Origin of the sequence: Pseudomonas reactans, assembly GCF_013385825.1 — a bacterium.
Lineage (GTDB): Bacteria > Pseudomonadota > Gammaproteobacteria > Pseudomonadales > Pseudomonadaceae > Aquipseudomonas > Aquipseudomonas reactans.
Window position 1 is genome coordinate 182,499 of record NZ_JACAPG010000002.1, and the last position, 21,866, is coordinate 204,364.

The following is a 21,866-nucleotide window of genomic DNA, read 5'->3' on the forward strand; positions in this document are numbered from 1 at the left end:
TCAGGCGTTACCTGGCTCAGCGTCAGCTACGTCGTCACCGGCAGCGCTAGGCAGACGGATTGGACGAACAGGGACGACTGTCGAGATAGCGTGCTTGTAGACCATCTGGCTGACGGTGTTTTTCAGCAGGATCACGAACTGGTCGAACGACTCGATCGTGCCTTGCAGCTTGATACCGTTGACCAGGTAGATGGAAACCCCCACTTTCTCTTTACGTAAAGTATTCAAGTAAGGGTCTTGTAGCGAATGCCCTTTTGACATGTGCCGCACTCCTTTAAGGATCAATAATAAAAAATCGGAAAATAGATAGCTTATGGCCGTCACACCCCCAAGGATAGACGGCAATTGCAAGGACTCAGCTCAATATGGAGACCGATCCCAAGTATTTCAAGGCGCGTGACAGATTGTCGCTGTCCAGGCTGTCCAGCCAGTGCAAATCGCTCCAGCTGCGCAACCAGGTGAACTGGCGTTTCGCCAATTGGCGCGTGGCAATGATGCCGCGTTCCTGCATTTCGGCTGACGTCAGCTTGCCATCCAGATGATCCCAGACTTGGCGGTAGCCTACAGCACGTATCGAAGGTAACCCTGGATGCAGGTCACCTCTGGAACGCAGAGCTACGACCTCGTCCACAAACCCCTGTTCCAACATAATTGTGAATCTTTGTGCAATTCGATCATGCAGCACCTGGCGATTTGCCGGAGCGATGGCCAGATTCGCCACAGTATAGGGCAATTGTGACGCGCCAGATGCGCCTGCGTCAGCACTTTGCGCACTTTGTTTCAGCCGATGTTCAGTCATGGTCTGCCCGCTGACACGCCAGACTTCCAGGGCGCGAGTGAGGCGCTGGGGGTCATTGGGGTGAATGCGCGCGGCGGACACAGGGTCCACGGCGGCCAACTGGTCATGCAAGGCTTGCCAGCCAAGGCGTGCAGCCTCTTCTTCAAGCTCGGCGCGCACCTGGGCGTCGGCCGGCGGCATATCCGCCAGGCCTTCCTGCAAAGCCTTGTAATAGAGCATCGTACCGCCCACCAGCAGCGGAATATTGCCCCGTGCGGTGATATCGGCCATGGCCGCCAGGGCGTCGGTGCGGAAATCCGCGGCCGAATAGCTCTGCGACGGGTCGATGATGTCGATCAGCTTATGCGGATATTGGGCCAACAGCTCCTTGGAAGGCTTGGCCGTGCCGATGTCCATGTCCCGGTAAACCAGGGCAGAGTCGACACTGATCAGCTCGCACGGGAGCACTTTGGTCAGCTCGATGGCCAGGTCGGTCTTGCCGGCGGCTGTGGGGCCCATCAGGAAGATCGCGGGGGGCAAGGCACTCATCAACGACCGCGCAAGAACAGTTTGTCCAGATCGTCCAGGCCCATTTGGGTCCAGGTCGGTCGGCCATGGTTGCATTGCCCGCTGCGCTCGGTGTTTTCCATGTCGCGCAGCAGGCCGTTCATTTCCGGCAGGGCCAGACGGCGATTGGCGCGGATGGCGCCGTGGCAGGCCATGGTGCCGAGCAATTCGTTGATATGCGCCTGAATGCGGTCACTGGTGCCGTATTCCATCAGGTCCGCCAGCACATCAGCGACCAGGCGGTTGGCCTCGGCCTGTTTGAGCAGCGCGGGAATCTGGCGGATGGCCAGGGTTTCCGGGCCCAGGCGCTGCAATTCAAAGCCCAGCTTCTGGAACACACCGTGGTGTTCCTCGGCACAATCGGCCTCACGCTGACTGACCGCCAGGGACTCCGGCACCAGCAGCGGCTGGCCGCTGAGGCCTTCGCTGGCCATGGCGATTTTGAGGCGCTCGTACATGATCCGCTCATGGGCGGCGTGCATGTCCACCAGCACCAGGCCATGGGCGTTTTCCGCCAGGATGTAGATGCCCTTGAGCTGCGCCAACGCGTAGCCCAGCGGCGGGATATCTCCACCGCCTTCCGGCAAGGCCACAGGCGCGCCCGGTTCGGCACCTGGCAGCGGCGCGAAAAACTCGCGGTAAGCCGCCTGGGCTTCAGCCACCGGTACTGCCGACTGTGGGCGCGGGGTGTACTGGTACTGATAACCCGAGCCGGCGCCAGCATTCGGCGCGGTATAAGCAGGTTGTGACTGCGGCGATTGCAGCAGGTTGGCCGCCAGGCTCATTTCGCCCTGAGGGCCGAACTCACCGGCTTGCGGGCCACTCGGGCGGACCACGGCCGTCACAATCGGCGCAGACAACTGATCATCCGGACGCACATCACCCAGGGTGCGGTGCAAGGTGCCGTAGAGGAAATCATGCACCATGCGCCCATCACGGAAGCGCACTTCGTGCTTGGTCGGGTGCACGTTCACGTCCACCACCGACGGGTCGACCTCGAAAAACAACACGAACGTCGGGTGGCGCCCGTTGAACAACACATCGCGATAGGCCTGGCGCACCGCGTGGGCCACCAGCTTGTCGCGCACCGCACGGCCGTTCACAAAGAAGTACTGCAAGTCCGCCTGGCTGCGGGAGAAGGTCGGCAACCCGACCCAACCCCACAGGCGCAGGCCATTGCGCTCGATTTCAATCGGCAGCGCCTGCTCCAGGAAACCCGGCCCGCAAATCGCCGACACCCGGCGAGCACGCGCGGCGTCATCGTGGGCTTCGTGCAAGCTGAGGATGGTCTTGCCGTTATGCCGCAGGTGGAACGCCACATCGAAGCGGGCCAGGGCCAGGCGCTTGATGACTTCCTGCAGGTGATCGAATTCGGTTTTCTCGGCCTTGAGGAATTTACGCCGCGCCGGGGTGTTGAAGAACAGGTCGCGCACTTCTACCGACGTACCGACGGGATGGGCTGCCGGCTGGACCCGAGGCGCCATGTCGCGACCTTCGGTTTCCACTTGCCAGGCCTGCTCGGCGCTGCGGGTGCGGGACGTCAGGGTCAGGCGCGCCACAGAGCTGATGGACGCCAGCGCCTCACCGCGAAAGCCCAGGCTCATCACCCGCTCAAGGTCTTCCAGGTCGCGAATCTTGCTGGTGGCGTGACGCGCCAGGGCCAGCGGCAGGTCGTCGGACGAGATGCCGCTGCCATCGTCACGCACGCGCAGCAGCTTGACGCCGCCCTGTTCCACGTCGACATCAATGCGCTTGGCGCCGGAGTCGATGCTGTTTTCGAGCAGCTCCTTGATCACCGAGGCTGGGCGCTCCACCACCTCACCTGCCGCAATCTGGTTGGCAAGGCGCGGGCTCAGCAGTTCGATGCGTGAGCCGTTATCCAGGATCGATTCGCTCATTACTGCGCCGCCAATTCGGTGCCGGGGATGGTCAACACCTGGCCGACTTTCAATTCATCGGTCTTCAGGTTGTTGGCGCTGCGCAAGGTAGCAGCCGACACCTGGAAACGCACAGCCAGCATGGCCAGGGTGTCGCCGGGCTGTACGCGATGGTCGCGCGGGCCCTGGGCGATCTTCCCGGAGTCACGCAGCCAGGCGATGTAGGTGCCCGGCGGCGGATTCTGCTGGAAGAACTGGCGCACACCGGCGCTGATGGAACGTGCCAGCGCCTGCTGGTGGCTACCGGTCGCCAGTTTCGAAGCTTCGTTGGAGTTGGAGATAAAGCCGGTTTCCACCAGGATCGACGGGATGTCCGGCGATTTCAGCACCATGAAGCCCGCTTGTTCCACGCGCTGTTTGTGCAGCGGCGTGACGCGACCGATATTGCTCAAGACCTTCTGGCCGACGTTCAGGCTGGAGGTCAGCGAAGCGGTCATCGACAGGTCGAGCAGTACACCGGCGAGCATTTTGTCCTTGTCATCGAGGGACACGTTGCCGGCCCCGCCGATCAGGTCGGAACGGTTTTCGCTGTCGGCCAGCCAACGGGCAGTCTCGGAGGTAGCGCCGCGATCCGACAGGGCAAACACCGAGGCGCCAAAGGCTGCAGCCGAAGGCGCGGCGTCGGCGTGGATCGACACGAACAGGTCGGCGCCCTTCTTACGGGCGATTTCGGTACGGCCACGCAACGGAATGAAGTAGTCGCCGGTACGGGTCAGCTCAGCGCGATAACCTTTCATCGCGTTGATCTGGCGCTGCAGTTCACGGGCAATCGCCAGCACCACGTCTTTTTCATGCTGGCCGCGTGAGCCAGAGGCGCCCGGGTCTTCACCGCCGTGGCCGGCGTCGATCACCACGATAATGTCACGCTTGCCGGCGGGAGCCGGTGGCGGCGGAGGCAGCTTGACCTGCGGTTGCGACGGGTTGACCGGCACCGCCGGGACCGTCGCGACGCTTGGAGGCGGTGCAGGCGGCGGGTTGGCATCGGCGGCGTTGTCGAACAGGTCGACCACCAAACGGTTGCCGTACTGGGCGTTGGGCGCCAGGGAGAAGCTTTTCGGGGTCACGACCTTTTTCAGGTCGATCACCACGCGCAGATCGGTCGGCGTACGCTGGGCCGAGCGCATGGCGGTAATCGGAGTATTGGCGGTGGACACTTTCAACGGCGCAGCCAGGGTCGCACCGTTGATATCAATCACCAGGCGATCAGGCGACGTCAACGTAAAGACGCTGTGCTGGACCGGGCCAGACAGGTCGAACACCAGTCGCGTGTTATCCGGCGCTCGCCACAGGCGAACACTTTTCACCTGTGAAGCAGCCAGAGCATTGACAGTCATTGCCGCAAGCAACACCCCCACGACAGCAACCAACGCGCGAAAGCGCATACCTAACCCCACCAATTATTTGAATTCCAATGCCAAAGCGGCGCACCAAGACTGGCCGCGCGCGCTCTGGGGCAACAACTTCAACTGACGTCCGTGCTCATGCGGCGTAATGGTAATGGTCATGTCAGGCTTTGGCAAAAAGCCTGTGCCTTTATCTGGCCACTCGATCAGGCACAACGCATCTGCATCGAAGTAATCCCGGATACCCATGTATTCCAGCTCTTCGGGGTCCACCAGACGATAGAGGTCAAAGTGAAAGGCGCGCACTGCACCGATCTCGTAGGGTTCTACCAGGGTGAACGTAGGGCTTTTTACTGCCCCTGTATGGCCCAACCCTCGGATAATCCCTCGGGACAGCGTGGTCTTGCCCGCCCCCAAATCGCCCTCCAGAAAGATAAGCCCGGCTCCGGCCGTCACCTGCGCGATGCGTTGCCCGAACGCAACCATGGCCTCTTCATCGGCCAAAAAAAGGATTACTTCAGACACGGCGACTGCTCCTCCAGCAATTGACGAATGGCGGGTATCAAGTCGCTGGCAGCCAGCCCACGACCAAAGGTGCCCTGGCGATCGCCCGCCGTGGCGTGCAACCAAACCGCCAGGCAGCTTGCCTCATAGGCCTGCATGCCCTGGGCCAGCAACGCGCCCACCAGACCGGCCAGGACATCACCGAGCCCCGCCGTCGCCATCGCCGGATGGCCTTGGTCACAGCGTGAAACACGTCCGTCCGGGCTGGCAATCAAACTGCCAGCCCCCTTGAGGATAGCCACTGCATTGAATTTCTGAGTCAACGCGCGCGCCACCTTAAGACGATCGGCCTGAACCTCGGCTGTCGAAAGGCCCAACAACCGCGCAGCCTCCCCCGGATGCGGGGTGATCACGCTGTTGGCTGGCAAGCTGACGCCACCACTGGCGAGCTGATTCAAGGCATCGGCGTCCCAGACCTGCGGCAAGCTGGCGTTGGCGGCGACGGACAGCAGGCTTTTGCCCCAGGACGCGTCACCCAGCCCAGGCCCGATCACAATGACCGAGATCTTTTCCAACAGGCCCATCAGTTGATTGGCCGAGCTCACGCCGACGGTCATGACTTCCGGCAAGCGGGCCAACGCGGCCGACACGTGGTCCAGGCGCGTCGCCAGGGACACCATCCCCGCACCACTGCGCAAGGCACTTTCGGCGCTCAGCAGGGCGGCGCCACCCAAGCCGCGGTCGCCGCCAATGACCAACAGGTGGCCAAACTGGCCTTTATGGGCGTCCGGGGAACGGGCCGCCAGTTGCGGCAAATGGCCGTGCAACAGGGGCTGTACGTCGGTTATTGCGTGTTTTGTCTGCGGCATGCGTCTTCAAGCTCCGATGTCTGGCAGAATTATACGCATCTAACCTGTGGTTTCCCGTGTCTCATGCCTGCTATTACGTCCGATCTGCCCGCCCTCGCCCAATCGATCAAAGACTGGGGCCGCGAGCTGGGCTTTCAACAAGTCGGCATCAGCGGCCTGGACCTGGCCGAGCATGAGCAGCACCTGCAACGCTGGCTCGACGCGGGCTACCACGGCGAGATGGAGTACATGGGCGCCCATGGCAGCAAACGCTCCCACCCCGATGAACTGGTACCGGGCACCTTGCGCGTGGTGTCGCTGCGCATGGATTACCTGCCGGGCGACACGCAAATGGCCCAATTGCTGGCCAAGCCGGAAAAAGCCTATATCTCCCGTTACGCCTTGGGCCGCGACTACCACAAGCTGATCCGCAAGCGCGTGCAGCAACTGGCCGACCGCATCCAGGCGCAAATCGGACCCTTCGGTTTCCGTGCCTTTGTCGACAGTGCGCCGGTGCTGGAAAAAGCGATCGCCGAAAAAGCCGGGCTGGGCTGGATCGGCAAAAACACCCTGGTCCTTAATCGCAAGGCCGGTAGTTACTTCTTTCTGAGCGAACTATTCGTCGACCTGCCATTGCCGATCGACGCCCCTCACAGTACCGAACACTGCGGCCGCTGCACCGCTTGCCTGGATATCTGCCCCACCAATGCCTTCGTCGGACCCTATGTATTGGACGCACGGCGCTGCATTTCCTATCTGACCATCGAGCTCAAGAACGCGATCCCCGAGGACCTGCGCCCCCTGATCGGCAACCGTGTGTTTGGCTGCGACGATTGTCAGATCGTATGCCCGTGGAATCGTTTCGCCCGCTCTACCGCCGAGAGCGATTTCAAGCCACGCCACAATCTGGATAACGCGGAGCTGGCCGAGCTGTTTATGTGGGACGAGGATAAATTCCTCAGCAGCACCGAAGGCTCACCGCTGCGTCGCGCCGGCTACGAGCGCTGGCTGCGTAATCTGGCGGTTGGCCTGGGCAATGCGCCGTCGAGTATTCCAGTGCTGGAAGCCTTGAAGGCGCGTCGGGATTACCCGTCGGAACTGGTGCGCGAACATGTGGAGTGGGCGCTGAACCAGCACGCTACGCGCTAGTGCACGTCGTCGTTGTAGACGAACTTGGGCATTTCCCAGTGAAAACGGATCGCCAGCAGGCGCAATAGAAAGCCGCTGAACAGGGTCAACAGAATCGACTGCTCGCTGGGCAGCTCCAGATAAAGGCAGAGCATGTAGAACCAGGCGGCGAGGAACGACACGCTGGCGTACAGCTCGCGGCGGAAGATCAGCGGGATGTCGTTGCAGAAGATGTCGCGCAGGATGCCGCCGAAGACCCCAGTGATCACACCACTGACCGACGCCACCAGCATGCCGTGGCCCATTTCCAACGCGGTCATGCAACCGATCAGAGTGAAGGCCACCAGGCCCACGGCGTCCAGCGCCAGGAACAACGAGCGCAGGCGACGCATCAGCGGTGCGATAAAGATCGTCACCAGTGCGGCAATGGAGGTCAGCACCAGGTATTCCGGGTGTTTGACCCAGGTCAGCGGGTAATGCCCAAGCAGCACGTCGCGCACCGAACCACCGCCCAACGCTGTGACGCAGGCGATCAGCACCACGCCAAACCAATCCATGCCACGCCGACCAGCAGACAGCGCGCCGGTCATGGCTTCGGCGGTGATGGCGAGGAGGTAGAGCATCAACAGCATGAGGGCGATCCTTGCATTGAGGCCGGCAGTCTAATCATTTGCTGACGGCACCAAAAGGGGGCGTCACGCTTTGATGAAATGCTTGCGGTAATGCTGCAACTCGGCGATCGACTCGCGGATATCATCCAGGGCCAGGTGGGTGCTGCCTTTATGGAAGCTGTCTTTGACTTCCGGCGCCCAACGCGCGGCCAACTCTTTGAGTGTCGACACATCCAGGTTGCGGTAGTGGAAGTAGCTTTCCAGCCCTTTCATGTGGGTATAGAGGAAGCGACGGTCCTGGCAAATGCTGTTGCCGCAGATCGGCGACTTGCCCTTGGGCACCCACTTCTCCAGGAAGGCAATGGTCTCGGCTTCGGCTTCGGCCATGCTGATGCGGCTGTCGCGCACACGCTGGGTCAGGCCGGAGTTGCCGTGGGTGCGGGTGTTCCACTCGTCCATGGTGGCGAGGACTGCGTCACTGTGGTGGATGGCGATCACCGGACCTTCGGCCAAGGTGTTGAGGTTGCTGTCGGTGACAATCGTAGCCATCTCGATGATGACGTCGGTGTCGGGGTTCAGACCGGTCATTTCCAGATCGATCCAAATCAGGTTCTGTGGGTTTTGCATGGCTTGATTCTCTTGGCACCTTGGCGTAGCTGCGCAGTTTAGCAGGCGGGGGCGTGCTAGACTCGCGACCGTTTTACCCAACCTTTGCATTATCGACACGGAACACCCATGGCCAAACGCCAGCTCAACCGTCGCCAAAACTGGCGCATCGAAAAGATTCAAGGTGAACGCGCCGCTCGCGCCGCCAAACGTGAATCCTCCGCCGTGGAAGCGCTTGAAGGCGGCGACCTGGGCCCTGAACAAACAGGCCTGGTGATCGCGCACTTTGGTGTGCAGGTCGAAGTCGAGGCGCTCGAAGGCGAACTCGCAGGCTCTGTGTTCCGTTGCCACTTGCGCGCCAACCTGCCTGCGCTGGTGACCGGCGACCAAGTGGTCTGGCGTGCCGGCAACCAGGGCATCGGCGTGATCGTCGCCCAGTTGCCGCGTACCACCGAACTGCGCCGCCCGGACAGCCGTGGCCAGCTCAAGCCGGTGGCAGCCAACGTCGACATGATCGTGATCGTGTTCGCCCCGCTGCCCGAGCCCCATGCCAACCTGATCGACCGCTATTTGGTCGCCGCCGAGCATGCCGGCATCCGCCCGTTGTTGCTGTTGAACAAATTCGACCTGATCGACGAGCAGAACGCCCCGGCGCTGAATGCGCTGCTGGCGGTGTACCGCACGCTGGGTTACCCGGTGCTGGAAGTCTCGGCGCATCACGGCAATGGCATGGAACAGCTGCAACAGCAGTTGGACGGGCGCATCAGCGTGTTTGTCGGCCAGTCGGGCGTGGGTAAATCCTCGCTGGTCAACAGCCTGCTGCCGGAAGTCGAAACCCGTGTGGGCCCGCTGTCGGAACTGTCCGGTCAGGGCACCCACACCACCACCACCGCGCGGTTGTTCCACTTCCCCGGCGGTGGTGAGCTGATCGACTCCCCCGGTATCCGCGAATTCGGCCTCGGCCACGTCAGCCGCAGCGATGTGGAAGCAGGCTTCATCGAATTCAACGACCTGATCGGCACATGCCGCTTCCGCGACTGCAAACACGACCGCGAACCGGGCTGTGCATTGCTCAAGGCGTTGGAGGATGGGCGTGTGCAGCAGCAGCGGATGAATAGCTATCGGTCGATTATTGCGAGTTTGCCGGAGAGCAGTTACTGAGCCGCCATGCCTTGATACACATAAAGTAAGGCACAGATCGGCCTAGTCCATTGATTTAACGGGGTTTGGCATCAAGAATTCAGGACAACTGGGCGGCCAGTCGACACGAGCCAGCTTGAATTCGGAATTCCTGATGCGCATAATTGCTCCGTCACCAGCGATAGCTGGCAGGAGTCTGGATCCTTTTCGGGGTTGATCCAGCGGCGCAGAAGGGGCGAAGCAAGCTCCACTGCGTGTCGAATGAAGCCGCCTTCGGGCGGCTTTGCTTTTTGTGGGGAATTAATAATTGCCTCTTTACTATCACCCCAAACAAGGCGATGTGCTGCTCTGCGACTTCACGCGAGGCTTTGTTGCACCAGAAATGCTGAAGATCCGCAAAGTCGTAGTGATATCCCCGACGGCTACCCACAACCGCAAGCTCTGCACAGTAGTGCCGATCTCTTCTACCGCTCCCGAGATACAGCATGACTGGCACCATTTACTTCACACCAATCCACTTCTAACTGATGGCTACAAAGAGCTGTGGGTGAAGTGCGACATGATTTACACCGTCAGCTTCGAGCGGCTCGACAAACTCCACAGAAAGACCCGTTCCAAAGGACGAGAGTACTTCGTACCGAGGTTATGTACCGACGACATGCAAGGCGTGATCAGCGGTGTGAAAGCCTATCTTCCGCTCTGACGGATACGAAAACGCCCCAATGAGTTGGGGCGTTTTCACTGACGAAGTTTGTCGAAAAGGGCCTACGACCCGGTACCAGGCACCGTAGGATCCTTCACCCCACCATCATCAAACAAATTCAGCTTCTGGCGCAGCTCATGCGCCGGCAGCGGCTCTTGCCCTGGCGGAATGGCATTCGGGTCGACCGGTACTTCACCCGGTGCGCCTGCACCTTGGGTGGGTTGCGGCGCTGGCGGCTGATCACCTTCAATCGCACGCTGGGCCTTCTTGGTCAGCACCACGATATCGATCCGGCGGTTGACCGGGTTGAACGGGTCTTGATGGTCAAACAGCTGCGACGAAGCAAACCCGACCACCCGTGCCACTTGCGGGTCCGGATAGCTGCCGGCGACCAGCGCGCGGCGAGCGGCGTTGGCGCGGTTGGCCGAAAGCTCCCAGTTGCCGAAATCGCCCTGGCCCGCGTATGGCTTGGCGTCGGTGTGGCCACTGATGCTGATCTTGTTCGGCACCGCCTTGATGGTGTCGGCCATGGCCAGCAGGATGTCTTCAAAGTACGGCTTCAAGCGCGCACTGCCAGAGTCGAACATCGGCCGGTTGGCCGCGTCGGTGATCTGGATGCGCAAGCCTTCAGGCGTGATCTCGAAGGAAATCTGGTCCTTGAATTTCAGCAGTTGCGGGTTTTCTTCGACCTTGGTTTGCAGCTCTTGCAGCAGCAGCTCAAGGCGCTCCTGCTCGACCTGCTCGGCCATGGACTCGACCGTGTCGCGCTCGATCGGGATTTTTTCCTGGGGCGACTCGGTCTTGATTTCCGGATTGATGGTGCGCTCAGGTGCCAATTGCGGCGAGCCGCCCAGGTCGATCACGAAGGGCGTGCCGCTTTCCGAGAAACCAATCGGGTCTTTGAAGTAGCCGGCGATGGCGATCTTCTGTTCCGGCGTGGCGGTGGACATCAGCCACAGCACCAGGAAGAACGCCATCATCGCCGTCGCAAAGTCGGCGAAGGCGATTTTCCAGGCGCCGCCATGGTGCCCCGCAGCGAAGCGCTTGACGCGCTTGATGATTATCGGCTGGTTGTTTTCCATGGCTTAGCGACCGCGAACCGCTTGTTCCAGCTCGGCGAAGCTTGGGCGATGTTTCGGGTACAGCACCTTGCGGCCAAACTCCACCGCCAGGGACGGCGGCATGCCGGAAGCCGAAGCGACCAGGCTGGCCTTGATCGATTCGTACAGGTTGATTTCTTCCTTGGCGTCATGGGCCAGGGAGGTGGCCAACGGGCCGAAGAAGCCGTAGGCCGCGAGAATACCGAAGAACGTACCCACCAGTGCCGCACCAACGTGCATGCCTATAGCGGCCTGGTCGCCCTCGCCCAGGGACGCCATGGTCACCACGATACCGAGTACCGCCGCGACGATACCAAAACCCGGCATACCGTCAGCGATGCCGGTCACGGCGTGGGAAGGATGCTCCAACTCTTCTTTAAGGCTGAACAACTCCATGTCGAACAGGCCTTCCAGCTCATGGGGGGCCATGTTGCCGGAGGACATGATGCGCAGGTAGTCGCAGATGTAGGCGGTCATGCGCTCATCTTTGAGCACAGCCGGGTACTTGGCGAAAATCGGGCTGGCGGCGGCGTCTTCGATGTCAGCCTCGATGGCCATCATGCCTTCGCGGCGGCTCTTGTTGAGGATCTCGTAGACCAGCCCCAGCACTTCCAGATAGAACGTGTGAGTGAAGCGCGAACCGAACATCCCCAGCGACTTCTTGACCACGTGCATAGTCATGTAGCCGGGGTTGGCCTGCAAGAATGCGCCGAACGCCGCACCACCGATGATCAGCACTTCGAAGGGCTGGATCAACGCCGCAATTTTACCGTGGGACAGGACGTAGCCACCGAGCACACTTGCGATGACGACGATGATGCCGATAATTTTAGCCATAGGGGATGAGTACTTGCGCCGTCGGGTTCATGGACATATTGGGTGTAGCAGAAAACTCTTGTTCTACTTATCGGCAAAACTGCGCCAGACTATAGCCCGTTAAGGCGAAAAGCCAGTTCGGCCCGCTCCGGGCGTGTAGACCGCAAGTGATGATCGCGCCCCTATCATGGCTAATGAAACGACAGTCCCAAGTGCAAAACCCAACTCTCTCGCTGCTTGGATCAAGCGCCTGGACGATGTGCTGCTGCCTGTGCCCCAGGCCAGCCACGACCGGGTGTGCAAAGGCATCCGCGACAGCCGCAGTTCATTGCGAGATATTGCGGAGCTGATGCAAAGCAGCCCGGCGCTCGTGCTCAGCGTGATGCGCGAGGCCAACAGCCATACCCATGGCAGCCTGGCGGAACCGGCGGAAAACCTCGAAGTGGCGCTCAACCGCCTGGGCCTCAAGCGCGCCGAAGAACTGCTGGCGCGCCTGCCCTCGGTGCCGGCCAACGAGATCCCCGTGGCGTTGCGCCAATTGTTGCTGGTGAGCCAGCACGCTTCGCAGCAAGCCAACGGTTTGTTCGGCAGCCGCCTGGCGCGACTGTGGCAGGACATTCACTGGGGCAGCCTGCTGTTTCTGTCGCCGCTGTGGCCGATGGCGGTCGCCTACCCCAAGCTCCTTGAAGAATGGGAACTGCGGGTGATCCACAAAGGCCAATCGGCGCGCGAGGTCGAGCAGGCGTTGTTCGGCGTGCGCTTGCTGGACCTGTGCGTCGGCCTGACCGAAGCCTGGCACCTGCCGATCTGGGTGTCCCAGGGCTACAAGCTACTGATGAGCGAGCAACGCTTGCTGGTCAAGGCGCTGCACATCGCCCGCGAAGACGACCCATTGCGCCACCAGCAATTACTCGACGCCGAACCCAATCTGCGCCGCTGGTTGAACCAGCCGGCCAACACCGTGCTGCTGGCCAACGGCCTGGCGATGTCGGCCCAGGAATCCTGGACCTGCCCGCACACCGAACGCTGGCAACTCCTCACGGCGCTGTACCTGCAACAGCCTCTGGGCGAGGTACAACAACAGGTTCACCAGCAGGCCGTCACCAGCGCCCGTACCGCCTTGATGCCAGACCTCTGGCACCCGGCGCTGTCGTTGATTTGGCCGTGGCATGTACAAAAGATTCATCGCGGCCTGCTCCCAGCGCCGCCGCCCACCGCCGAGGCCCTGGCCGTGTGGCGCAAACGCTGCACCGAACTGCTGGTGGAGCCGAGTCGCTTTGCCAACGCCATGCACTTGACCACCTGCGCCAAGGAAGCCCTGGTGGCCAGTGGCATGCAGCGGGTCATGCTATTAATGGCTGACCGCGCCATGAGCACCTTGCGTGTGCACCAGGCCGATGGCCTGCCGAAGGATGCGGCCAATTTGAGCCTGGATGTGGTCAACAGTACGTTGCTGCAGCGCTTGCTGGAAAAATCCGCCCAGGTACGCCTCAACCCTGAAAACCATGCGCAGTTCTCGGCCTTGCTGCCGCCGATACTGCGCCGCCTGTTTACCGGCGAACACCTGTTGCTGCGCTCGCTGAGTTGCAATGGCAAGGTGGTGATGCTGATGGTAGCCGACCAGGGCGGCGGGCCGTTCTCGGAAACCACCGTGCAGGCCTTCGGCAAAACCGCCCAATGCATCGAAAAAGCCCTGCACTGCTTTACCAACCGCAGCGCCTGATGCTTGCGCTACAATCGCCGTCTTTTATCGCCAACATTTGTGCCCAGGAGACCTCACATGCCTGACTTCTCTGGCTTGCCGCTGGTGATCGAATCCAGCGACCTGCTTGGTCGCCTCGATGCCGAACACCTGATACTGGTGGACCTCACCAGTGCCGCCCGCTACGCCGAAGGGCATATCCCCGGCGCGCATTTCGTTGACCCCAAGCGCACCCAACTGGGCCAGCCGCCGGCGCCCGGCCTGCTGCCCAACAAGGCTGATCTTGAGAAACTGTTCGGCGAACTGGGTCATACCCCGGACGCCACCTACGTGGTCTACGACGACGAAGGCGGCGGCTGGGCCGGACGATTCATCTGGATGCTCGACGTGATCGGCCATCAGAAGTACCACTACCTGGACGGCGGCCTGCTGGCCTGGCTGGAAGAAAAGCATCCGGTCTCGACCGAGGTGCCCGCCCCCGTCGGCGGCCCGGTCAGCCTCACGCTGCACGACGGCCCCACCGCCACCCGCGAATACCTGCAAAGCCGTTTGGGCGCTGCCGACCTGGGCATCTGGGACGCACGCGGTCCGCTGGAGTACTCCGGCGAGAAGGTCCTGGCGGCCAAAGGCGGACACATCCCCGGCGCCGTGAACTTCGAATGGACCGCCGGCATGGACAAGGCGCGCAACCTGCGTATCCGCCGCGACATGCCGCAGATCCTCGAAGACCTCGGGCTGACCCGCGACAAAGAAATTATCACCCACTGCCAGACTCACCACCGCTCTGGCTTCACCTACCTGGTGGCCAAGGCGCTCGGTTATCCGCGAGTCAAAGGTTATGCCGGTTCCTGGGGCGAATGGGGCAACCACCCCGACACCCCCGTCGAGATTTAAGGTTTAAGGACAGTTATGAAAAAGCAGTTGTTTATCCTCAGCCAGTACTTGCTGCCGCACCACTTGCTGTCGCGCCTGGCCGGTTGCATCGCCGAATGCCGCGTGCGCTGGTTCAAGAATGCCTTCACCACGTGGTTCGCCAAGCGTTATCAAGTGGACATGTCCCAGGCCCTGGTTGAGGACGTGACCGCCTACGAGCACTTCAACGCCTTCTTCACCCGCGCACTGAAAGACGGCGCGCGCCCACTGGATCAAACCCCAGGCGCGGTGTTGAGCCCAGCCGATGGCGCAGTCAGCCAATTGGGCCCGATCGAGCATGGCCGGGTGTTCCAGGCCAAGGGCCACAGCTTCAGCGTGCTGGAATTGCTGGGGGGCGATTCGGCCGTAGCAGCGCCGTTCATGGGCGGTGATTTCGCCACCATCTACCTGTCGCCAAAGGACTACCACCGCGTGCACATGCCGCTGGCCGGTACGCTGCGCGAGATGGTCTACATCCCGGGTCGCATCTTCTCGGTGAACCAGACTACCGCTGAAAACGTACCTGAACTGTTCGCGCGCAACGAGCGCGTTGCCTGCATTTTCGACACCGAACGCGGCCCGATGGCCGTGGTATTGGTGGGTGCGATGATTGTTGCGTCGATTGAAACCGTGTGGGCCGGTTTGGTGACGCCGCCGAAACGCGAGCTGAAAACCTTCCGCTACGACGAAGCCGCGCGCGCGCCGATTCATTTGGAGAAAGGTGCGGAACTGGGTCGCTTCAAGCTGGGTTCGACGGCGATCGTGCTGTTCGGGCCGGATCAGGTGAAGTGGGCTGAAGAACTGGCCGCTGGTACTCCGGTACAGATGGGCCAGGGCATCGCCGCACCTAAAGCCTGATCGACACAGACCCTGTAGGAGCGAGCTTGCTCGCGAAGAACTCAAGAACACCGCGGGCATCCAGAATGCCCGTGTAATCGTTGACGATTTTCGCGAGCAAGCTCGCTCCTACAGGGGGTGGCGTGACGGCCTAAAGCTGGCCGTCGCGGTCACGGAAGCCCAGCAGATACAGCACGCCATCCAGTCCTAGTGTCGAAATCGCCTGCTTGGCCGACTGCTTCACCAACGGCTTGGCACGGAACGCTACACCCAACCCGGCAATCGCCAGCATCGGCAGGTCATTCGCACCGTCGCCGACCGCAATGGTCTGTTCCAGACGCAAGCCTTCCTTGTGCGCCAGCTCCTTCAGCAAATCCGCCTTGCGTTGTGCGTCGACAATCGGCTCGACCGCCACGCCGGTCACCTTGCCATCCACCACTTCCAGCTCGTTGGCGAACACGTAGTCAATGCCCAGCTTGGCCTGCAGTTGCTTGGCGAAGTAGGTGAAGCCGCCAGACAGGATGGCGGTCTTGTAGCCCAGGCGCTTGAGTTCGGCGAACAGGGTCTCGGCGCCTTCGGTCAGGCGCAGGGAGGCGCCGATGGAGTCCAGCACGCTCACGTCCAGGCCTTTGAGCAGCGCGAGGCGCTCTTTGAAGCTGGCGCGGAAGTCCAGCTCACCGGCCATGGCGCGTTCAGTGATTTCGGAAACCTGCTCGCCCACACCGGCGGCTTTGGCCAACTCGTCGATGACTTCAGCCTCGATCAGCGTGGAGTCCATGTCGAACACCGCCAGACGGCGGTTGCGGCGGAACAACGAGTCTTCCTGGAAGGCGATGTCGACGTTCAGCTCCTGGGCCACGCTGAGGAATTCGGCGCGCAAGGCTTGCGGGTCGGCCGGTTCGCCGCGCACGGAGAACTCGATGCAACCCTTGCCCTTGTCGGCCGGAGTGTCCAGTGGCATGCGACCCGACAGACGGTCGATATGGTCGATGTTCAGACCGTACTGCGCGGTAATGGAGCTGACGCGTTGCAGCTGCTCGGCGGTGACCTTGCGGGTCAGCAGCGTCACGATGTGGCGTTTCTTGCCCTGGCCGGCGACCCATTGCTGGTAGTCCTCTTCGGAAACCGGGGTGAAACGCACCTGTTGATCCAGCTTGTACGCCGTAAACAGGATGTCCTTGAGCACCGAAGACGCCTGTTCTGTGCTCGGGATCTCGACCAGGATGCCGAACGACAGGGTGTCGTGGATCACCGCCTGGCCGATGTCGAGAATGTTCACACCACCCTGGGCCAGAACGCCGGTAATGGCTGCGGTCAGACCTGGGCGGTCCTCCCCCGTGATGTTAATCAGGACAATTTCGCGCAAGGCGCACCCCCAGGCTGGAAAAAAACCGCATTCTACCCACTTTCAGTGACCATCGGGCACAGCCAGCGCTTTGCCGGTCCTAGGGCTGTCGCTATACTGCGCGTCAACTTCACGGACCAAGAGCCGAGCGCAAGTGAACCGGCCCACGCCAGTAAAAACCGATAATTTCTTCCTGCTGATCTTCCGGGCACTGCGCCACCGCCGTGTACCGATCGCATTACGCATCGCCAGCCATAACGTGATCCTGGTCGCCCTGGCCTTGGTGATCTACGCCTGCGTGATGGGTTTGCAGTTCAAACAGGCCATGCACGAGCAAGCCGACGCCCTGGGCGAGAGCTTGACCACCCAGACCGCCACCTCGGCGACTGAGCTGTTGGTGTCCAATGACATCCTCAGCCTCAACGTGCTGCTCAACAACCTGACCAAGAACCCGCTGGTGGCCCACGCCGCCATCTACAGCGTGGACAACCGGATCATGGCCGAAGCCGGGCAGCGCCCGAAAAACGGCCTGTTGGGTGAGGCCGAAGGCCTGTATTCGAGCAATATCACGTTCCAGGACGTGAAGGCCGGCCAACTGCGCATCAGCCTGGACATGCAGCAATTCCAGCAGCCGATGACCATCAGCCTGCAAAGCATGGGCATCTTGAGCGCGATCCTGCTGGCATTGGCCTTGGCCTTGAGCCTGCGCCTGGGTCGACACATCTCTACGCCGCTGATGCAGTTGCGCATCTGGCTGCGCGATATCGACGAACACACCCCGGCCACTGACCGCCAGGATGAGATCGGCGACCTCGCCCGCCAGTTGCACGCCAGTTTCGCCCCGGAACCCGTAGTGCGCGAAGTAGAGCCAGAGCCTGAGTTCGACGAAACAGACTACGACGACGAGCCTGAGTTTGAAGTGCAAGACGCGCCGGTAGCGGGCCTGAAGCCTGCCACCCGCCAGGCGTTCAAAGCCGAAGAAGACGAGCTGGACGAAGAAGACCCCTTCGCCGACCTGCGCGACACCTCGGCCAGCGAACCGGCCGTCGCACCGAAGCCAGTCCCGGTGAAGAACACCGAACCCCAGTTCAGCGCCGTATTGGCTGTGCAACTGGGCGCTCAGGATCAACTGCGTCGCCTGCCCCGTGCACGCCTGACCGAGCTACTGGAACGCTACCGCGACTGCCTCGACCAGGCCGCATCGCTCTACCAGAGCGAGCTGCACACCCTGAACGACGGCAGCACGCTGATGCTGTTCCACAGCGAAGACAGTGGCGAAGACTACCTGACCAACGCCATCTGCTGCGGTGAGCTGCTGCGCGCCTTGGGCCATGCCCTGCAGATCGAAGTGGCCGACAGTGGCATCACGCTGCAACTGCAGTTGGGCCTGACGGTGAGCGATGACCTGTTTGGCATGACCCAGATCGACCTGCTGCTCACCGAGAGCGCCCAGGATGCCCTGGCCCTGTCGCAACACAGCCGCAACCTGTTGCTGGTGGAGCGCAAGATTAGTGAAGACACGCTGATTCGCCAGCGCGCACGGATCCGCCCGATTGCCAGCCCAGAGGGTGCAAGCTGTGTGGAGCGGTTGATGGAACCGTACCCGTCGATGCTGGAGCGGCAGTTGGCGCGGATGCACGAGACCCGCAAGCCCTGATCTTATGTAGGAGCCGGCTTGCCGGCGATGAGGCCCTTGAGGCCGGTGGTTATGGTGAGATTGCCATCGCCGGCAAGCCGGCTCCTACAGGTCTACAGCCAACAAAAAGGCCCGCTGAGTCAGCGGGCCTTTTTTGTATCTGCGATTCAGATCAGAACCTGAACACTTCCATATCCGTGCGAATCGGCGTCGCCATTGGCATCTTCGGCTTCTGCGGCTCTGCCGGCTTGGCCTGCGCCGGGGCGCTCTGCTTGCGTGGCGCTTCGGCAATCGGCGGCTGGTTGGCCAATGGCTTGAGGGCCACCGACAATTGCTGTGCCAGATGCTGCAACAACACGCCCTGGGCCTGGACCTGGGACGCGGTGGTGCCGGTGTGTTGTTCCTGCAGGTGCACGATGCGGTTATCGCGTACCTGGCCGCGACGGTCGATCAAGCGCCATTGCGCATCGAGGATCGCCGGCTGCGACGTACCGGAGTCAAGACGGGTGATGGTCAGCAACACCTGCACATCCGGGGTAAAACCAGTCGGCGCGGGTGCCAGCACCACACGCTGGCTATCCAGTTGACCCGCGACCTGGCGCAACATCAGCTGGTTGATGTCGGACGACAAACTGCCCGCCCAACGACCGTCGGTGGAACCTTGCAGGCTGCCATCGTTCTGACGTTGCAGCAGGGTTTCGCGTTGCAGGTAGTCGGCGACCACCACCGGGCCCAGCAAGACGGCCATGCCGGCGGTCTGTGCAGGTTGAGCCGGACTTCCGCTGTCCAGCTGGTACAGCGACACCGGTTGATGTGTGCTGCAACCCGCCAGCCCCAAAAGGCCAGCGAGTACAAAAAATAAAGGAAGGCGTGGAGCAGTCATCATCCCATCCAGGTGGCTGCCACAAGGCGAACCACAATGTAATACTAAAAATAACCTAAACACGCTCGGCCACGCCGGCGCTGGAAAGGCCATATCATCCGTGAATATGCGCCATGACTCCAGCGCCAAAGCGTCGATCTACGCGTTAAATCGTAGATCGAGGGCTCTAATACGCGTTAAACCGGCGTTTCCACCAGCAAAGCATCCACGCGCTGGAAGCCGCGAGGCAATTTGTTACCACGCCGACCGCGCTCACCCTTGTAATGCTCGAGGTCGTCAGGACGCAACGACAGGGTACGTTTACCGGCCTGAAGCACCAACGTCGCGCCTTCCGGGATCACTGCGATGTCGGTCACATACTCTTCGCGACTGGCCACCCGCTCGCCGGGAATGCCAATGATCTTGTTGCCCTTGCCTTTGCCCAACTGCGGCAGGTCGCTGATCTTGAACACCAGCAAACGCCCTTCGGTGGTCACCGAGGCCAGCCAGTTGCTTTCACGGTCATCCACCGGCCGTGGCAGGATCACCTTGGCGTTGTTCGGCAAGCTCAGCAAAGCCTTGCCGGCCTTGTTCTTGGCCTGCAGGTCTTCACCTTTCACCACAAACCCATAACCCGCGTCGGAGGCGATCACGTACAGCGCATCATCGTCCGGCAGCAGCACGCACTCGAAGTTCGCCCCTGGCGGCGGTGTCAGGCGGCCGGTCAACGGCTCGCCCTGCCCCCGTGCAGACGGCAAGGTGTGGGCCGGCACCGAATAACTGCGCCCGGTGGAGTCGATAAACACCGCAAACTGGTTGGAACGCCCGGCGGCAGCGGTCTTGAACCCGTCGCCGGCCTTGTACGACAAGCCTGTGGCGTCAATATCATGCCCCTTGGCGGAGCGAACCCAACCCTTTTCCGACAGAACGACGGTAATTTTCTCGTTTGGCAACAACTCGGTTTCTGTCAGCGCTTTCGCTTCAGCACGCTGCACGATCGGCGAACGACGGTCATCACCATAGGTTTCGGCGTCTTTGATCAGCTCACTGCGCACCAACTTTTTCAGCTTGGCTTCGCTGCCCAGCAGGGCTTGCAGCTTGGCTTGCTCCTTAAGCAGCGCGTCCTGTTCGTCGCGCAGCTTCATTTCTTCCAGTCGCGCCAACTGACGCAAGCGGGTGTCGAGGATGTAGTCGGCCTGAATCTCGCTCAGCTCGAAACGCGCAATCAACTCGGCTTTCGGGTGCTCGGCAGTACGGATGATGTGGATCACTTCATCCAGGTTGAGATAGGCGATCAGCAAGCCGTCCAACAGGTGCAGGCGACGCTCGACCTTATCCAGGCGGAATTGCAGGCGGCGACGCACGGTGTTGACCCGGAACTCCAGCCACTCCACCAGCAGGTTGCGCAGGTTTTTCAACTGCGGCTTGCCGTCCAGGCCGATGATGTTGACGTTGACCCGGTAGCTGGACTCCAGGTCCGTGCTGGCAAACAGATGCTGCATCAGCACCTCGTGGTCGACCCGGCTGTTGGTCGGGATGATCACGATGCGGCAAGGGTTTTCGTGGTCGGATTCGTCACGCAGGTCGGCAACCTGCGGCAATTTCGACGGCTTGGCCTGCATCAGCGCGGCGATCTGCTCCAGCACCTTGGCACCGGACACCTGGTGCGGCAACGCGGTGACGATAATGTCGCCATCTTCGATGTGGTACACGGCGCGCATGCGCACCGAGCCCTTGCCGGTTTCGTACATCTTCAGCAGGTCGGCGCGCGGCGTGATGATTTCCGCTTCGGTCGGGTAATCCGGCCCCTGGATGTGCTCGCAGAGCTGTTCCACCGTGGCTTTGGGCTCATCGAGCAAGCGCACGCAGGCGGTGGCGACTTCACGCAGGTTATGCGGCGGCACGTCAGTGGCCATACCCACAGCAATACCGGTGGTGCCATTGAGCAGGATGTTCGGCAAACGTGCCGGTAACACCAGGGGTTCGTCGAGGGTGCCGTCGAAGTTAGGCCCCCAGTCGGCGGTGCCCTGCCCCAGTTCGCTCAGCAATACTTCCGAGTAACGCGACAAACGCGCTTCGGTGTATCGCATGGCGGCGAAGGACTTGGGATCATCCGGCGCACCCCAGTTGCCCTGGCCGTCTACCAGTGTGTAGCGGTAGCTGAACGGCTGCGCCATCAGCACCATGGCTTCGTAGCAGGCGGAATCGCCGTGGGGGTGGAACTTACCGAGCACGTCACCGACGGTACGCGCCGACTTCTTGTGCTTGGAATCGGCGTCCAGGCCCAACTCACTCATGGCGTAGATAATGCGCCGTTGTACGGGCTTGAGGCCGTCGCCGATATGCGGCAAGGCACGGTCCATGATCACGTACATGGAGTAGTTGAGGTAGGCATTTTCGGTGAAGTCAGCCAGCGACCGGCGTTCTACGCCATCTAAGCTGTCTGCGAGGATGTCACTCATGCGGGCCTCATCATTTGGTAAGACGCAGC

20 protein-coding genes are annotated in these 21,866 nt (G+C 61.4%); 7 read left to right on the top strand and 13 right to left on the bottom strand.

What is annotated here, in order from left to right:
* From hfq to HX868_RS00890, 6 genes are all read right to left on the bottom strand, one after another.
* A complete protein-coding gene (gene hfq, locus HX868_RS00865) occupies positions 1 to 261 on the bottom strand; it encodes an RNA chaperone Hfq (protein ID WP_034105706.1) in 261 nt (86 codons plus the stop codon).
* 94 nt (positions 262 to 355) lie between these two features.
* Positions 356 to 1,327: a tRNA (adenosine(37)-N6)-dimethylallyltransferase MiaA gene (miaA, locus tag HX868_RS00870; protein WP_177001586.1), complete on the bottom strand. Its 972-nt coding sequence runs from the start codon at positions 1,325 to 1,327 to the stop codon at positions 356 to 358.
* Entirely contained in the window at positions 1,327 to 3,243 is a 1,917-nt protein-coding gene (gene mutL / locus HX868_RS00875) for a DNA mismatch repair endonuclease MutL (RefSeq protein ID WP_177001587.1), read from the bottom strand. Before mutL ends, miaA begins: the two co-directional genes overlap by 1 nt.
* On the bottom strand, positions 3,243 to 4,664 hold the full coding sequence (locus HX868_RS00880; RefSeq protein ID WP_177001588.1) for an N-acetylmuramoyl-L-alanine amidase: 1,422 nt from the start codon (positions 4,662 to 4,664) through the stop codon (positions 3,243 to 3,245). Before HX868_RS00880 ends, mutL begins: the two co-directional genes overlap by 1 nt.
* Before the next feature lie 15 nt (positions 4,665 to 4,679).
* Positions 4,680 to 5,150, bottom strand: coding sequence for a tRNA (adenosine(37)-N6)-threonylcarbamoyltransferase complex ATPase subunit type 1 TsaE (gene tsaE / locus HX868_RS00885; RefSeq protein ID WP_177001589.1), 471 nt, complete (start codon positions 5,148 to 5,150; stop codon positions 4,680 to 4,682).
* On the bottom strand, positions 5,138 to 5,998 hold the full coding sequence (locus HX868_RS00890) for an NAD(P)H-hydrate dehydratase (protein WP_177001590.1): 861 nt from the start codon (positions 5,996 to 5,998) through the stop codon (positions 5,138 to 5,140). Before HX868_RS00890 ends, tsaE begins: the two co-directional genes overlap by 13 nt.
* 63 nt (positions 5,999 to 6,061) lie before the next feature.
* On the opposite strand from HX868_RS00890, the gene queG reads away from it, so the two are divergent.
* Positions 6,062 to 7,126: a tRNA epoxyqueuosine(34) reductase QueG gene (gene queG, locus HX868_RS00895; RefSeq protein ID WP_177001591.1), complete on the top strand. Its 1,065-nt coding sequence runs from the start codon at positions 6,062 to 6,064 to the stop codon at positions 7,124 to 7,126.
* Here the strand turns inward: queG and HX868_RS00900 are convergent.
* On the bottom strand, positions 7,123 to 7,737 hold the full coding sequence (locus HX868_RS00900; RefSeq protein WP_177001592.1) for a trimeric intracellular cation channel family protein: 615 nt from the start codon (positions 7,735 to 7,737) through the stop codon (positions 7,123 to 7,125). The two genes, queG and HX868_RS00900, sit on opposite strands and share 4 nt — an antisense overlap.
* 63 nt (positions 7,738 to 7,800) lie before the next feature.
* Complete coding sequence (orn, locus tag HX868_RS00905) at positions 7,801 to 8,343, bottom strand: oligoribonuclease (protein WP_003171343.1); 543 nt, start codon at positions 8,341 to 8,343, stop codon at positions 7,801 to 7,803.
* A gap of 108 nt (positions 8,344 to 8,451) precedes the next feature.
* Between orn and rsgA the strand changes: the two genes are divergently transcribed.
* Both rsgA and HX868_RS00915 read left to right on the top strand, forming a co-directional pair.
* The gene (gene rsgA / locus HX868_RS00910; protein WP_016976897.1) at positions 8,452 to 9,483 is read left to right on the top strand and encodes a small ribosomal subunit biogenesis GTPase RsgA; all 1,032 of its coding nucleotides are present in this window, start codon (positions 8,452 to 8,454) and stop codon (positions 9,481 to 9,483) included.
* A 286-nt stretch (positions 9,484 to 9,769) separates the two neighbouring features.
* The gene (locus tag HX868_RS00915) at positions 9,770 to 10,165 is read left to right on the top strand and encodes a type II toxin-antitoxin system PemK/MazF family toxin (RefSeq protein ID WP_038850732.1); all 396 of its coding nucleotides are present in this window, start codon (positions 9,770 to 9,772) and stop codon (positions 10,163 to 10,165) included.
* A 62-nt stretch (positions 10,166 to 10,227) separates the two neighbouring features.
* Here the strand turns inward: HX868_RS00915 and motB are convergent, their stop codons facing one another.
* A complete protein-coding gene (gene motB, locus HX868_RS00920; RefSeq protein WP_177001593.1) occupies positions 10,228 to 11,247 on the bottom strand; it encodes a flagellar motor protein MotB in 1,020 nt (339 codons plus the stop codon).
* A gap of 3 nt (positions 11,248 to 11,250) precedes the next feature.
* Positions 11,251 to 12,102: a flagellar motor stator protein MotA gene (gene motA, locus HX868_RS00925; RefSeq protein ID WP_016976894.1), complete on the bottom strand. Its 852-nt coding sequence runs from the start codon at positions 12,100 to 12,102 to the stop codon at positions 11,251 to 11,253.
* A gap of 166 nt (positions 12,103 to 12,268) precedes the next feature.
* Here motA and HX868_RS00930 point away from each other — a divergent pair, with 166 nt between their 5' ends.
* From HX868_RS00930 to asd, 3 genes are read left to right on the top strand one after another with little or no spacing between them, the layout of a single operon-like run.
* Positions 12,269 to 13,804 (top strand): HDOD domain-containing protein, encoded by a 1,536-nt coding sequence (locus HX868_RS00930; RefSeq protein ID WP_177001594.1) that lies wholly within the window; start codon positions 12,269 to 12,271, stop codon positions 13,802 to 13,804.
* A 57-nt stretch (positions 13,805 to 13,861) separates the two neighbouring features.
* A complete protein-coding gene (gene rhdA / locus HX868_RS00935; RefSeq protein ID WP_177001595.1) occupies positions 13,862 to 14,677 on the top strand; it encodes a thiosulfate sulfurtransferase in 816 nt (271 codons plus the stop codon).
* A gap of 15 nt (positions 14,678 to 14,692) precedes the next feature.
* On the top strand, positions 14,693 to 15,553 hold the full coding sequence (gene asd, locus HX868_RS00940; protein WP_095014463.1) for an archaetidylserine decarboxylase: 861 nt from the start codon (positions 14,693 to 14,695) through the stop codon (positions 15,551 to 15,553).
* A gap of 130 nt (positions 15,554 to 15,683) precedes the next feature.
* On the opposite strand, the gene serB is transcribed toward asd, so the two are convergent.
* A complete protein-coding gene (gene serB / locus HX868_RS00945; protein ID WP_028615502.1) occupies positions 15,684 to 16,898 on the bottom strand; it encodes a phosphoserine phosphatase SerB in 1,215 nt (404 codons plus the stop codon).
* A gap of 133 nt (positions 16,899 to 17,031) precedes the next feature.
* On the opposite strand from serB, the gene HX868_RS00950 reads away from it, so the two are divergent.
* Entirely contained in the window at positions 17,032 to 18,534 is a 1,503-nt protein-coding gene (locus HX868_RS00950) for an AhpA/YtjB family protein (RefSeq protein WP_177001596.1), read from the top strand.
* 151 nt (positions 18,535 to 18,685) lie between these two features.
* Here the strand turns inward: HX868_RS00950 and HX868_RS00955 are convergent, their stop codons facing one another.
* A complete protein-coding gene (locus tag HX868_RS00955; RefSeq protein WP_028615500.1) occupies positions 18,686 to 19,396 on the bottom strand; it encodes a PqiC family protein in 711 nt (236 codons plus the stop codon).
* Between the two features lie 176 nt (positions 19,397 to 19,572).
* Positions 19,573 to 21,837 carry a DNA topoisomerase IV subunit A gene (parC, locus tag HX868_RS00960; RefSeq protein ID WP_028615499.1) on the bottom strand — a complete coding sequence of 755 codons (2,265 nt, stop codon included), beginning with the start codon at positions 21,835 to 21,837 and terminating at the stop codon, positions 19,573 to 19,575.
* Between the last annotated feature and the right edge of the window lie 29 nt (positions 21,838 to 21,866).